Origin of the sequence: Pseudomonas sp. MD330_10 (genome assembly GCF_042610415.1) — a bacterium.
Classification (GTDB): Bacteria; Pseudomonadota; Gammaproteobacteria; order Pseudomonadales; family Pseudomonadaceae; genus Aquipseudomonas; species Aquipseudomonas rhodesiae.
Genome location: NZ_JBHGZU010000026.1, coordinates 1 through 13,021 on the forward strand (window position 1 = coordinate 1; position 13,021 = coordinate 13,021).

At 60.3% G+C, this 13,021-nt stretch carries 11 protein-coding genes; 2 read left to right on the forward strand and 9 right to left on the reverse strand.

The genetic code is table 11. The features are described from left to right. Positions 1-1,775, reverse strand: a 1,775-nt coding sequence (locus ACFZPT_RS25285; protein ID WP_379556290.1) for a DUF6531 domain-containing protein, incomplete at its 3' end; no start/stop codon positions are given. Between the two features lie 249 nt (positions 1,776-2,024). Between ACFZPT_RS25285 and ACFZPT_RS25290 the strand changes: the two genes are divergently transcribed. Next, a complete protein-coding gene (locus ACFZPT_RS25290; protein WP_034097203.1) occupies positions 2,025-3,110 on the forward strand; it encodes a DUF1615 domain-containing protein in 1,086 nt (361 codons plus the stop codon). Between the two features lie 144 nt (positions 3,111-3,254). Here ACFZPT_RS25290 and ACFZPT_RS25295 read toward each other — a convergent pair whose 3' ends face one another. Genes ACFZPT_RS25295 through ACFZPT_RS25305 form a run of 3 tightly spaced genes read right to left on the reverse strand, consistent with a single transcriptional unit; the run spans position 3,255 to position 5,840 of the window. Further along, positions 3,255-4,436 carry an acetyl-CoA C-acetyltransferase gene (locus tag ACFZPT_RS25295; protein WP_034097205.1) on the reverse strand — a complete coding sequence of 394 codons (1,182 nt, stop codon included), beginning with the start codon at positions 4,434-4,436 and terminating at the stop codon, positions 3,255-3,257. 11 nt (positions 4,437-4,447) lie between these two features. Continuing rightward, a complete protein-coding gene (locus ACFZPT_RS25300) occupies positions 4,448-5,107 on the reverse strand; it encodes a CoA transferase subunit B (RefSeq protein WP_034097206.1) in 660 nt (219 codons plus the stop codon). Positions 5,108-5,141: 34 nt separating this feature from the next. Continuing rightward, positions 5,142-5,840 carry a CoA transferase subunit A gene (locus ACFZPT_RS25305; protein WP_034097208.1) on the reverse strand — a complete coding sequence of 233 codons (699 nt, stop codon included), beginning with the start codon at positions 5,838-5,840 and terminating at the stop codon, positions 5,142-5,144. A gap of 133 nt (positions 5,841-5,973) precedes the next feature. Between ACFZPT_RS25305 and ACFZPT_RS25310 the strand changes: the two genes are divergently transcribed. Next, on the forward strand, positions 5,974-6,876 hold the full coding sequence (locus ACFZPT_RS25310; RefSeq protein WP_034097210.1) for a LysR family transcriptional regulator: 903 nt from the start codon (positions 5,974-5,976) through the stop codon (positions 6,874-6,876). 122 nt (positions 6,877-6,998) lie between these two features. Here ACFZPT_RS25310 and ACFZPT_RS25315 read toward each other — a convergent pair whose 3' ends face one another. The 5 genes from ACFZPT_RS25315 to ACFZPT_RS25335 all read right to left on the reverse strand — a co-directional run bounded on the left by ACFZPT_RS25315 (position 6,999) and on the right by ACFZPT_RS25335 (position 12,975). Next, the gene (locus ACFZPT_RS25315; protein ID WP_034097212.1) at positions 6,999-7,328 is read right to left on the reverse strand and encodes a hypothetical protein; all 330 of its coding nucleotides are present in this window, start codon (positions 7,326-7,328) and stop codon (positions 6,999-7,001) included. 483 nt (positions 7,329-7,811) lie between these two features. After that, entirely contained in the window at positions 7,812-8,657 is an 846-nt protein-coding gene (locus tag ACFZPT_RS25320) for an NAD-dependent protein deacetylase (protein ID WP_034112914.1), read from the reverse strand. Positions 8,658-8,665: 8 nt separating this feature from the next. Then, positions 8,666-9,106 (reverse strand): CBS domain-containing protein, encoded by a 441-nt coding sequence (locus ACFZPT_RS25325; RefSeq protein WP_034097215.1) that lies wholly within the window; start codon positions 9,104-9,106, stop codon positions 8,666-8,668. A 131-nt stretch (positions 9,107-9,237) separates the two neighbouring features. Further along, complete coding sequence (locus ACFZPT_RS25330; protein WP_099312859.1) at positions 9,238-11,187, reverse strand: DNA topoisomerase III; 1,950 nt, start codon at positions 11,185-11,187, stop codon at positions 9,238-9,240. Between the two features lie 165 nt (positions 11,188-11,352). Beyond that, positions 11,353-12,975, reverse strand: coding sequence for an MFS transporter (locus tag ACFZPT_RS25335; RefSeq protein ID WP_099312850.1), 1,623 nt, complete (start codon positions 12,973-12,975; stop codon positions 11,353-11,355). Positions 12,976-13,021 lie beyond the last annotated feature (46 nt).

A 13,021-nucleotide genomic window follows, 5' to 3' on the forward strand; every position in this document is an offset into this window, starting at 1 on the left:
TCCACCGCGACAATGCGCCCAGCCCCATAGCGCAGAAACAACGAGCGACCCACCCCGTTATCCACCCGCTCGATACGTCCGAGCACATCGCGGAAAATTCGCAGGCGGTTGTCATACGCATCGCTGATCGCTGTCAGCACACCATCGCGAAAGTGGTAGAACCGCGACGCCTGGGCCAGCACCAGCTCATCCGGCGAAGCGCCCAGATAGATCGCTGCTTCGGCCAGGCTATTGGTGATTGCCGGTCGCGCAACGGTGGGCATTGGAAAGGAAATTGAGCGATTTTCATGGTCGGTCCAGACCACCGAATCGCCTGAAACCAGCAGCCGCTGCGCCAGCCCATGGCTCCAGCCAACCCCTAGCCCTACATCGACTTCCACCGCACTGGTGCGATACAGGCGTGTCCACTCGAACGGCAACACCCCATCCAGAACACCGTCAGTCAGGGTCAGCAATTCCTCGCCGGTGACCATCGACACGGGGCAGCCATTGGTGACGGTTTTATCCGCAGAAGCCGCCGCATCGCCGTTCGGGTTTTTTCCCGAAACAGGTGCGTCGTCTACAGGCTCCTGCCGCACCAACACCGTCTGCTGCATCTTGTTGCGCGCCGCTGTGACCGGGTTGGAAACCCATTGATCCCCAGCCTTCAACGGCCCCACCGGGACCGTATCGACCGCCGTGGTCTGGCGACTGAGCAACACCGGCTTAGCAGCCTCGGCGTGCTCCTCGACGCGCACCTTGCCAAACTGTTCGGCCAAATGTTCCAACCACTCGCGCGCGCGCCGCGACTTGATCCTACCCAGCACCTGCGCGCCCAAGCGAACCGCCACGCCCATGCCCGCTGTGGCCCAGATCAGCAACAGGTTGATCAGCACCTCGCCAGTGATTTCTCCGAGCAGCTCATTCATATACGGCGGTGGCAGCAGGCGCATCCAACTGACCATCGCCGCCATGTAAATGAACAACAACGGCTCATCGCTGAGCATCAGCAAGCCCGTCGCAATAGCGTCGGCACCGAGCGCCAGCAACTGGTCAAACTCGGCCTGGGACAGATACTGCAGCCATTGCTCGGCATGGGCCACCGGGTCCGACAGCCACTGGAACAGTTGCTTGAGGTTGTCCCACAGCGAGTACAGCGCTTCGCCGAATCCGCGCGCGTAGGCTGAGTGGAGCGAGAGGTAGCGCTTATGGAAGTGCGCCTCGGAGTAGCCCTGCCAAAGCGGTTCGAAGGTGTCGGACCATTCGCTGCGCAGCCACGCCTCCAGCGGCGCGATGACCGCCTGATAAGAGGCGTACAGCGCCTTGAAATGCGCGGCGGATACATTCGGGTAGAAGTGGATGCGGTAGCGCTGGTTGCGTTCGCATTCCTTGACTTCAAGAATGCCGCTGGGCCCGATGGTTTTATGGATCGGCTCGCCCAGCAGCGTGCCGTCTGCATCGATGCGCTGGAGTATCACCGGTGTATCGCCGATGGGTACGAACCGTGAACTCTGGAACCGATGCACCAAGGTCAAGGTGCCATCGGCCCGGCAGGTCGCGACCGCGCTGCTGGGGAACAGCGAGCGGTTGATCGGCGCGACCCGCTCCGCTTCATCTCCGGCCTTGAACACCTGCTCGATATTCAGCGCCGAAAAGCTGAGGACACTCTCGGCCCAGGCGTCGTAACTATTGAGGCATCCGCGGAAATCCCTGAGTACCGACTCGACGTCGCGGGTCTTCGCATCCAAGGCGGCGAGTACCAGAAAGCCAATGGTCTGGCTGGTCGCGCCAATCATGAGGCTGCCCTATCAATCAGGGCCATAACGAAAAAAAACATCTGCAATCCTTCGCACTGTGTGATCAGGCGAGGGACTTTGCAGAGGTTTGTGGGGCAGGGCAGTAGAGCTTATCCGGCGCTTGCGTGGGATGTTTCGGCAGCGGTCACATCCGGTCGTAACGGGCGAGCCTACCGAACCCACGAACCCTGGTTAGACTTACCTGTCGAAACGTGCAACTCACGGCCCGCCATCACTCAAGGACTCTTCATGTATTCAAGCCGCCTGATCCTCTGCCTTTTGCCCTTGCTGGTACTGGCGGGTTGCTCCACCGCCCGTGGCCCGCAGCAACCGGAACGCAGCGAAGCCGAGGTCAAGGCGCAGATCGTGCGGTTGCTGCCACCCAAGGTTACGGACCGCAATGGCTGGGCCCAGGATATCTACACGGCCTTTGATACCCAGAAGATTTACCCGAGCACCGAAAATATCTGCGCGGTGCTGGCGGTGACCGAGCAGGAGTCCACCTTCCAGGTCGACCCGCCGGTGCCCAATATGGGCAAAATCGCCCAGGATGAAATCCTGCGCCGTGCCGGCAAGGTGCATGTGCCGGCCTTTGTGGTGCGCAGCGCATTGCAACTGAATTCGCCCACCGGCAAAACCTACGCCGAACGTCTGAGCGCCGCACGTACGGAAAAAGACTTGAGCGGTATTTTCGATGACTTCATCAGCATGGTGCCGTTGGGCAAAACGCTGTTCGGCGGGTTCAACCCGGTGCACACCGCCGGGCCGATGCAGGTGAGCATCGACTTTGCACAGAAACAAGCGCGGGGTTATCCCTACACCGTGGACGGATCAATCCGACGCGAAGTGTTCACCCGCCGTGGCGGCATGTACTTCGGCATCGCCCATTTGCTCGGCTATCCGGTGAACTACGATCAACCGCTGTATCGCTTCGCTGACTTCAACGCCGGTTGGTATGCCAGCCGCAATGCGGCGTTCCAGGCGGCGGTCAGTCGGGCTTCGGGGGTCGAGCTGGCGCTGGATGGGGACTTGATTCGCTACGGCTCGCTACTGCCCGGTACCACGGAACTGGCGGTGCGTTCGTTGGGCGCGAAGCTGGATATGCGCAACCCCAGCATCCGCAGCCAGCTGGAGCAGGGCGAGCGCTTGGATTTCGAAGAAACCACCCTTTACCAACGTGTGTTCGCCCTCGCCGACAAGGCTGCCGGCAAACCCCTGCCACGGGCGATTCTGCCGGGGATTGTGCTCAAGAGCCCGAAGATCACCCGTAACCTGACCACGGCATGGTTTGCCAAGCGCGTGGATGAGCGTTATCAGCGTTGTATGAAGCGCTGAGGGCCCAGTGCGAGATTTGTATGGCTGATGGCGATGGCTTCCAATGAGGTGTTTGCAATGCCTCAAGCTGCCAGACAATGAAGATCAAAGGTGGGAGGGGGGGTAAGCCCCCCTCCGATAGTTGAGCGATGTTGCTGTTTTTTATCAGTTGCGTTCCAGGGCCAGGGCTACGCCTTGGCCACCGCCGATGCACAAGGTCGCCAGGCCTTTCTTGGCATCGCGCTTGATCATTTCGTGCAGCAGGGTCACCAGCACGCGGCAACCCGAGGCGCCAATCGGGTGGCCGATGGCGATAGCGCCGCCATTGACGTTGACCTTGTCAGCATCCCACTCCAGCTCTTTGCCCACCGCCAGGGATTGCGCGGCGAAGGCTTCGTTGGCTTCGATCAGGTCCAGATCGCCCAGGCTCCAACCGGCTTTGTCCAGGCAGCGACGGGTGGCCGATACCGGGCCGATGCCCATGATGGCCGGGTCCACGCCTGCGTTAGCGTAACTGGCAATGCGGGCTAGCACGGGCAGACCGAGGGCTTTCGCCTTATCGGAACTCATCAGCATTACTGCAGCGGCGCCGTCATTGAGGCTGGAGGCGTTGCCGGCGGTGACGCTGCCGTCTTTCTTGAAGGCCGGCTTGAGCTTGGCCAGGGACTCGGCAGTGGTGCCGGCGCGCGGTTGCTCATCCACGGCGAAGGCGATTGGGTCGCCCTTGCGCTGGGGGATCAGGATCGGGGTGATCTCATCGACAAACCGCCCAGCCTCGATGGCTGCCGCAGCCTTCTGCTGAGAAGCGGCGGCAAAGGCGTCCTGGGCTTCGCGGCTGATGCCATATTTGTCCACCAGGTTCTCAGCAGTGATGCCCATGTGGTAGTCGTTGAACGCATCCCACAGGCCGTCGGTGATCATGCTGTCGATCATCTTGGCGTGGCCCATGCGCAAACCAGTGCGCGCGGCAGGCAGTACGTAGGGGGCCAGGCTCATGTTCTCCATGCCACCGGCGATGATGACGTCGGCGTCGCCGCAGCGGATGGCCTGGGCACCGAGGTGCAGGGCTTTGAGGCCCGAGCCGCAGACCTTGTTCAGGGTCAGGCTCGGCACCGCGTGGGGCAGGCCGGCGAGAATCGAGGCCTGGCGCGCGGGGTTCTGGCCGGAGCCCGCGGTGAGCACTTGGCCGAGGATCACTTCATCGACTTGGGCCGGGTCCAGGTCGGTCTGCTCCAACAGGCGACGGATTACGGCGGCGCCCAGTTCCGGAGCCGGGATGCTGGCCAGCGACCCTTGAAAGCTGCCCACGGCGGTGCGGGTGGCAGCAACAATCACGACGTCTTGCATGGAATCTGTCCTCACTGGAAGTGCATTTCTGGAACGTGGTCCGGGACGATCAGTTTACCGGCGGTCTTGCTCACAATCTCTTCAACGCTGACGCCAGGTGCGCGTTCCTTGAGGACAAAAGCGCCATTTTCGATTTCCAGGTACGCCAGGTCAGTAAGCACGCGTTTGATGCAGTGCGCGCCGGTCAGCGGCAGGCTGCAGCGATCAAGCAACTTGGACTCTCCGTCTTTGGAGGCGTGGGTCATGATCACGATGATGTTTTCCGCACCGGCCACCAGGTCCATGGCGCCGCCCATGCCCTTGACCAGTTTGCCGGGGATCATCCACGAAGCGATGTTGCCCTGCACATCGACTTCAAATGCGCCGAGCACGGTGAGGTCGACGTGACCGCCGCGAATCATCGCGAAGGACTCGGCAGAGGAGAAAATCGACGCACCGATGCGTGCTGTCACTGTCTGTTTACCGGCGTTGATCATGTCGGCATCGATGGTGTCTTCGGTAGGAAACGGGCCCATGCCTAGCAGGCCGTTTTCCGATTGCAGCATCACTTCCATGCCGTCGGGGATGTAGTTGGCCACCAGGGTCGGAATGCCGATGCCGAGGTTGACGTAAAAGCCGTCCTGCATTTCGCGGGCGACGCGTTGAGCCATTTGTTCGCGGGTAAGAGCCATTTTGTGTGTCCTTATTGTTCGGGCTGGAGGCGGATTATTTGCGGACGGTGCGCTGTTCGATGCGCTTCTCGAAAGTGCCGCAGATGATCCGATCGACGTAGATGCCAGGGGTGTGGATCTGCGCCGGGTCCAGCTCGCCCGGTTCGACGATTTCTTCGACTTCGACCACAGTGATCTTGCCGGCGGTGGCGGCCAGCGGGTTGAAGTTCTGAGCGGTGTGGCGGTAGATCACGTTACCGAAGTGGTCGGCTTTCCAGCCTTTGACGATGGCGAAGTCGCCGGTGATGGACTCCTCCATCAGGTAAGGACGACCGTTGAACTCGCGGGTTTCTTTGCCTTCGGCCACTGGGGTGCCGACGCCGGTTGCGGTAAAGAAAGCCGGGATACCGGCACCGCCTGCGCGCATTTTTTCGGCGAGGGTGCCTTGGGGCGTCAGCACCACTTCGATTTCGCCGCTGAGCAATTGCTTCTCAAACAGCGCGTTCTCACCGACGTAGGACGCGATCACTTTGCGGATCTGTTTTTCTTCCAGCAGCACGCCCAGGCCGAAGCCGTCGACGCCGCAGTTGTTGGAGACCACCGTCAGCTCACGGGTGCCTTTGCGCTTGATTTCTGCGATGAGGTTTTCCGGGATGCCGCACAGGCCGAAGCCGCCGGCGAGTACGGTCATGCCGTCCTCCAGGCCTGCCAATGCCTCTTCGTAGGACGCCACGCGTTTATCGAAACCTGCCATATGCACCTCTTTTATTGTTTGTGGGCCAGCCAATGGACCGAGTGTTGCGCTGATGTATTGATTTGTTAAGTTGTTTTTTAAGGTTGATTGATTTAGAAAACAGCATAGTTGATCCGTCTCTCGGAGTACTTTTATGACCGTGAAACAGCTGCGTGCCTTCCTCGCCGTGGCCCAGAGCCTGAGTTTCGCCGCCGCCTGCGAGCGTCTGCACCTGTCCCAGTCAGCGCTGAGCCTGACCATCAAGGGCCTGGAAGAGGGCCTGGGCGGGCGGTTGTTCAGCCGCAATACGCGCAATGTGGCGCTGACCCCGGAAGGCGAATCGTTGCTGCCACTGGCCCGCCGACTGATGGCCGATTGGGATAACGCTGAGGATGAGCTGCGCCAGCGCTTCACCTTGCAGCGCGGGCGCGTCACGGTGGCGGCGATGCCGTCGTTCGCGGGCAACTTGTTGCCGCCGATCTTGAAGATATTCCGCGCGCGTTACCCGCAGGTGAACGTGACGGTGCACGACTTGATCAACGAACAGGTCTTGGAGATGGTGCGCGATCGCCAGGTGGAGCTGGGTGTGGCGTTCGAACCGTCTGAAGGCTCGTCGCTGGCCTTTACCCCTTTGTATCTGGATCGCTTCATTGCGGTCGTGTCGGCTGATTCACCCTTGGCGCAATGCGACGAGATCGGCTGGGAGACTTTATTGGAATACCCCTTTATCACCTTGCAACGGCCTTCCACGGTACGGGTGATGCTGGAGGAGCATTTGGGTGCGCTACGGATGAAACTGCCGGTCGCACTGGAAAGCCATCAATTGGCGACTGTGGGCAAAATGGTAGCCAGTGGCTTGGGCGTCAGCGCTGTGCCGGCATTGTGTGCCAGACAGATGGAGGAGGCGGGTGCGCATTGTATTACCTTGCGTGATCCGGTGATCGAGCGGCCGATTGGTGTGCTGACCAAGCCGGGGCATGAGTTGTCGGCGGCGGCGCAAGCCTTGTTCGATATTTTTCGCGATGAGGCGGGCAAGGGCCGGTTTCCAACGTTTTGACCCGCAGCACAAACAAGTGTGGGAGATGGCTTGCCTGTTATAACGGTTTAACAGTCAACACTGTCGTTGAGCGTTAAACAGCTATCGCAGGCAAGCCAGCTCCCACATTGAACACGTTGATTCTAGTAGTAGCGATCAATCACTTTTACTTGCGAGCTGTCTTTGAAAGACTCCCAAGCGTTATTAAGTGTGTCGAATACTTGTTCGATAAAGTTGCGATCGGCAGCGGCCTTCTTGCCGACATAACCCTGGCCGCGGCGGTACATCTTCAGGCGCGCCGCCAACTCACGGTTATTACGGTCGAACTCGGCTTCTTCAGTGTGGGGCGCCAGGCAGTCGATCTTGACTTCGCCCGATTTGCCAATCCACAGGATATGGTCGTCGAGTGTGTCTTTCTGCGCTGCGAACATCTCAGCCAATTCATCGATAGTTGGTTGGTTGTTCAGATTCATGTGTAAGCCCCTTGACCAGTTGGCGATCTATCAGTTGGTTCCGTTAAAACTGCTTAGTTGTCTCCGGCTTCAATAACCGGGCGTTAGTAACTGGCTGCCGAATACGGGCAGAGTCTTGAACCTGATGCTTGTAGTCTTACTGATGAACTGCTACGCAATGCTTTCATAACGAAGACAAGGAGCATTCGAGCTTCTTGTACCGTGCTCTTACGAGTCGGTCAGCTTCATCAATCTGCCTTGTGGGCAGTGCACATCCGGAAAAAACAGCTCGGCGGTCAGACGAGCTCTTTCAAAACGCGTGTTACCAACGCTCCCGATCCGGGAGACGCCTTGATCATGCAAGGACAAAAAGGTTACGTCAACGGTTATGTAGTGATTATTTTCGATCACTACATAATTCGTCGTGGGCACGGGGAGATACGGCAGAGGCGTGACTTGAGCGTCATTTTTTGCGCTGGACGGTCGCTACGGTGGAGGAGGGGGCTATTGCAGGCGGTTCGCCAGCAAGGGCAGCAGTTGTTCGCATGAGGTTTCGATCTTTACCTGCAACAGCTCGTCGCCCCGGGTCTTGCCCAGGTTGATGGCGATCACCGGTTTGCCTTGCTCGACCATCGCCTTGCACAAGCGAAATGCCGAATACGCCATCAGCGAAGAGCCCACCACCAGCAACCCCTCGGACTGTTCCACTGCCGCCATTGCCTTGGCGGCAGTGGGCGGGGCGACGTTCTCACCGAAAAACACCACGTCGGGTTTCAATCGTTCACCCTGGCAATATGGACACCGGGGTACCTCAAAGCGCGCTTCAAAGGCCGGGTCGAGCAGCGTGTCTCCGTCAGGCGCCTGCACAGCATCGACGCCCGTCAGGTAGGGGTTCTGGGTTTCCATCAGCTGTTGGATCGCATCGCGCTGGCTGCGCTGCTGGCAGTCCAGGCACAGCACGCGGTGCAGGCTACCGTGCAGTTCGATCACACCTTGGCTGCCGGCCTGGTCATGTAGGGTGTCGACGTTTTGTGTGATCAACCCGGTGATGTGCTGGCGTTGTTGCAAGATGGCCAACGCTCGGTGCGCTGCATTCGGTTGTGCGACGCGTACGCGCGGCCAGCCCAGCATGGCGCGCGCCCAGTAACGTCGCCGCGCCTGCGGGGTGGCCAGGAATTCCTGGTACATCATTGGTGCCTTGCCTCGGCGCACGCCTTCGCTGTCCCGGTAGTCCGGAATGCCCGAGGACGTGCTGATGCCTGCACCGGTCAATACCAGAAAACGCCGATCAGTCATGGCCCGGTACAGGGTGTCGAGGTGGTCTTGCTGATGCGCCAGGGAATCGAGCATAGTTTCTCCTATTCGCCGCGGATGTACTGCTCCAACTGCTTGATCAGGTCAGCCTGCTCGGCGATGGCCTCCTTGACCAAGTCACCGATGGACAGCAGGCCCAGCAGTTTGCCGTCTTCGACCACAGGCAGGTGGCGCAAGTGACTGTCGGTCATGATGTTCATGCATTCTTCGACGCGCTTATGGGTGTCCACGGTGATCACCGGCGCGCTCATCACCTCATGCACCTTAGTGGTCACCGATGACAGGCCCTTGAGCATGATTTTGCGCGCGTAGTCACGCTCGCTGATGATGCCCACCACTTTGTTGTCTTGGACGACCGGCAATGCCCCCACGTTTTTTTCCGACATCCGCACCAGTGCTTCAAACACGGTGTGATCCCATTGGATGGTGTGGACGTCCTGGTTTTTCTGGTCTTTGGCTTTGAGCAACTGTGCAACGGTCTTCATGGCGGCCACTCCGGTGTTGTTGTAGGAAATCAGTGGAACCCCTACAGAATCCTAGACAGCCCGCGCCGTAGCAAGGACCAATGCGGCGTCAAACCTGTCGAAAAACGTCATTAACCGGTTTTTTTTGGTGTTTATCCGCTATTTACCGGTTTTTTTGCCCGTTTAGGGCTCGCTGTCGTCTTGCGAGGGGCTGCCTTGCGCTTCTTTTTCCACGGTGCCGCCCCTCGTCCTGCCGGGCTCGCGGGGCCAGTGATGGTCATGCGCATGCCATTGCAACGTGCCACCTGCTTGCTCATCCAGGCTGCCTGTTTGGCGACGAATTCCTCCAGACTCATTTCACCGCTTTGCACCATGTCCAGCGCCTGCTCCCAGATGGCAGTGGTGCCGGGATCGGCGATGGCGCGGGGCACCGCGTCGATCAGGCTGAATGCCGCCGGTGTGGCGGCCAGCGCCTTGCCATTCTTGCTCAGATAACCGCGGTCGAGCAGCCCCTGGATAATGCCCGCGCGGGTGGCTTCGGTGCCGATGCCGGTGGTGTCCTTGAGCTTCTGCTTGAGCAACGGGTCTTCCACCAGTTTGGCCACGTTTTTCATCGCTTTGATCAGGTCGCCTTCGGTAAAGGGTTTGGGTGGCTGGGTCCACAGGTCCTTGAGCGTGACCTTGGCTACTGCGTAATCCTGGCCCTGCACCAGCGCCGGTAGGGCCTGGGGCGCTGGCGCTTCGCGGCCCTTGGTGGGGGCGAGTGCTTCGGGGAGGGCGCGTTTCCAGCCCGGCTCGATCACCACTTTGCCCACCGCGCGCAGGGCAAAACCGGCGCATTCGAAATCTGCCTGAGTGCGATCGTATTCGTGGTTGGGCAGGAACTGCGCTAGGTAGCGCGCGCGAATCAAGGTGTACACCGCGCGGTGCTTGCCGCTGAGCTGGCCCACGTCCTTGCCGGCCCCGGTAGGAATGATGCCGTGGTGGGCGCTGACTTTGGCATCGTTCCACGCCCGCGAGCGCCGCTGGGGATCGATATGCGGCATCAGCTCACTGACCGCCGGGTCGGCACGCCCCAGCGCGGCGAGAATCTTCGCTGCCTCGCTGTGCTGGCTCAGCGGCAAGTAGCCGCAATCGCTGCGCGGGTAGGTGATGACCTTGTGGGTTTCGTAGAGGGATTGGGCGATATCCAGGGTTTCCTGAGCGCCCAGGCCGAGTTTCTTCGAGCAGATTTCCTGCAGGGTGCCGAGGTCGAAGGGCAGGGGCGCCACGTCGCGCATGCGTTCGGTGCGCAGCTTCACCAGGCGCGCGCTGGCGGCGTTGCCCATGGCAGCGGCAGCGGTCTGTGCCAACTGCGGGTTGAGGCAGCGACCCTGGTCATCACAGGCGTCCTCCGTGGCGCGCCATTGAGCGGTGAAGGTCATGTGCGCGTGGCGCAGGTCGACATCGATGGCCCAGTACGCCACCGGTACGAAATCGGCGATGCTGCGGTCGCGGTCCACCACCAGGCGCAAAGTGGGTGTTTGCACCCGGCCCACCGGTAATACACCCTGATAACCGGATTGACGCCCCAGCAAGGTAAACAGGCGACTCATGTTCATGCCGATCAGCCAGTCGGCGCGGGAGCGGCCCAGGGCCGAGTGGTACAGGCTGAAGGTGTCGGCGCCGGGCTTGAGCGCGGCCAGGGCCTTGCGAATCGAAGCGTCGTCCAGCGCCGACAACCACAATCGCTGGATCGGCCCCCGGTAGCGGCAATGTTCCACCAACTCGCGGGCGATCATCTCACCCTCGCGGTCGGCGTCGGTGGCGATCACCAGTTCCTGGGCTTCCCCCAGCAGGCGCTTGACCGCTTTGAACTGGCTGGCGGTCTTGGGTTTGACCAGCATCTTCCATTTGTCCGGCACGATCGGCAGATCGGCCAGCACCCAGCGTTTGTACTTGGCGTCGTAGGCATCGGGCGGTGCGGTTTCCAGCAGGTGGCCGATGCACCAGGTGACGGTGACCCCATTGCCCAACCAACAGCCGTCGCCACGACGACTGGCGCCGAGCACCGCCGCAATGTCCTTGGCCTGGGAGGGTTTTTCGCAGAGGTACAGCCGCATGGTCATCACATCAGATCGGATTGATGCTTTGCAGGATGCTCAGTCGGATGGATTTGAGCAACCATTATCTGTATGGATGTACAGCTGGGAATTTCAAGCGGCAAGCTGCAAGCGACAAGAAAGAGCCGAGTGGCTTTTACTTGAAGCTTGCAGCTTGCAGCTTATTCAGTTGCTATCGATATCCACATGCCGCGTTTCCTTGAGGCAAAACAACCCGACAATCAGGCTCACCCCTGTCACCATCACCGGGTACCACAGGCCGTAGAAGATATCGCCGGTGTACACCACCAGCGCAAACGATACGGTCGGCAGGAACCCGCCGAACCAGCCGTTACCGATGTGGTAGGGCAGGGACATCGAGGTATAGCGGATACGCGTCGGGAACAGTTCCACCATCAGCGCCGCCAGCGGGCCGTAGCACATGGCGGCGATCAGGATCAGCACCACGATCAACACCACCACCATGACCTTGTTGACCTGCGCCACATCCGCCGAAGACGGGTAACCGGCCAGGGTCACGGCACCGCGCAACGCCGCTTCGTCAAAACCGTCGATCTTGACTTCGCCGACGCTCACCTGAACGGGGCTGCCGGCCGGCGCAGCAGCGCTGGTGTAGGGCAGGCCTTGTTTGACCAAGAAGGTTTTGACCTTGTCGCATGGGCTGTCAAACCGTGCCTTGCCCACCGGGTCGAATTGGAAGGTGCAGGTGGCCGGGTCGGCCAGCACGGTGATCGGTGCCTGGTGGCTGGCCTGATCCATCGCCGGGTTGGTGTAGTGCGCCAGGCCCTTGAAGATCGGGAAGTACAGGGCGGTGGCCAGCAGCAGGCCGAGCATCAGCACCGGTTTGCGTCCGAACTTGTCCGACAGCCAGCCGAACAGGATAAAGAACGGCGCGCCAATCACCACGCTGATAATCAGCAGCATATTGGCCAGGGCCGGGTCCATCCGCAGGAATTGGGTGAGGAAGAACAGCACGTAGAATTGCGCCGCGTAGAAGGTCACCGCTTGCCCGCCGTTGATGCTGAACAGCGCGATCAGCACCACCTTGAGGTTTTCCCACTTACCGAACGACTCACGGATCGGCGCCTTGCTGGCCTTGCCTTCTTCTTTCATTTTCAAGAAGGCCGGCGACTCGTGCAGGCTCATGCGGATCCAGGTGGAAATGCCCAGCAGCACGATGGAAAACAGGAACGGGATGCGCCAGCCCCACACTTCGAACTGGTCGCCGGTGAAGTAGCGGCACGCCAGCACCACCAACAGCGAGAGCAGCAGGCCGATGGTGGCGGTGGACTGGATCCAGCTGGTGTGGAACCCGCGTTTGCCGACTGGCGCATGCTCGGCGACGTAAGTGGCGGCGCCGCCGTATTCACCGCCCAGGGCCAGGCCCTGCAACATGCGCAGCACGATCAGGATGATCGGCGCGGCGATGCCGATGCTGGCGTAGGTCGGCAACAGACCGACGCAGAAGGTCGCTACGCCCATCAGGATGATGGTCACCAGGAAGGTGTACTTGCGCCCGATCATGTCGCCCAGACGGCCGAACACCAGCGCGCCGAACGGCCGCACCACAAAGCCGGCCGCGAAGGCCATCAAGGCAAAGATAAAGGCCGTGGTGTCGTTGACCCCGGCAAAGAACTGCTTGCTGATCACCGCCGCGAGGGCGCCGTAGAGGAAGAAGTCATACCACTCGAACACCGTCCCCAAGGACGAGGCGAAGATGACTTTCTTGGAATCGTTGCTGGTGCTCGTGTCTATCGCCGAGCCCAGGGTTTGAGCATGTTCTGACATCGGGTAACCCTCACAGTGATTATTTATTGTTGTTCCACTGTCGGCG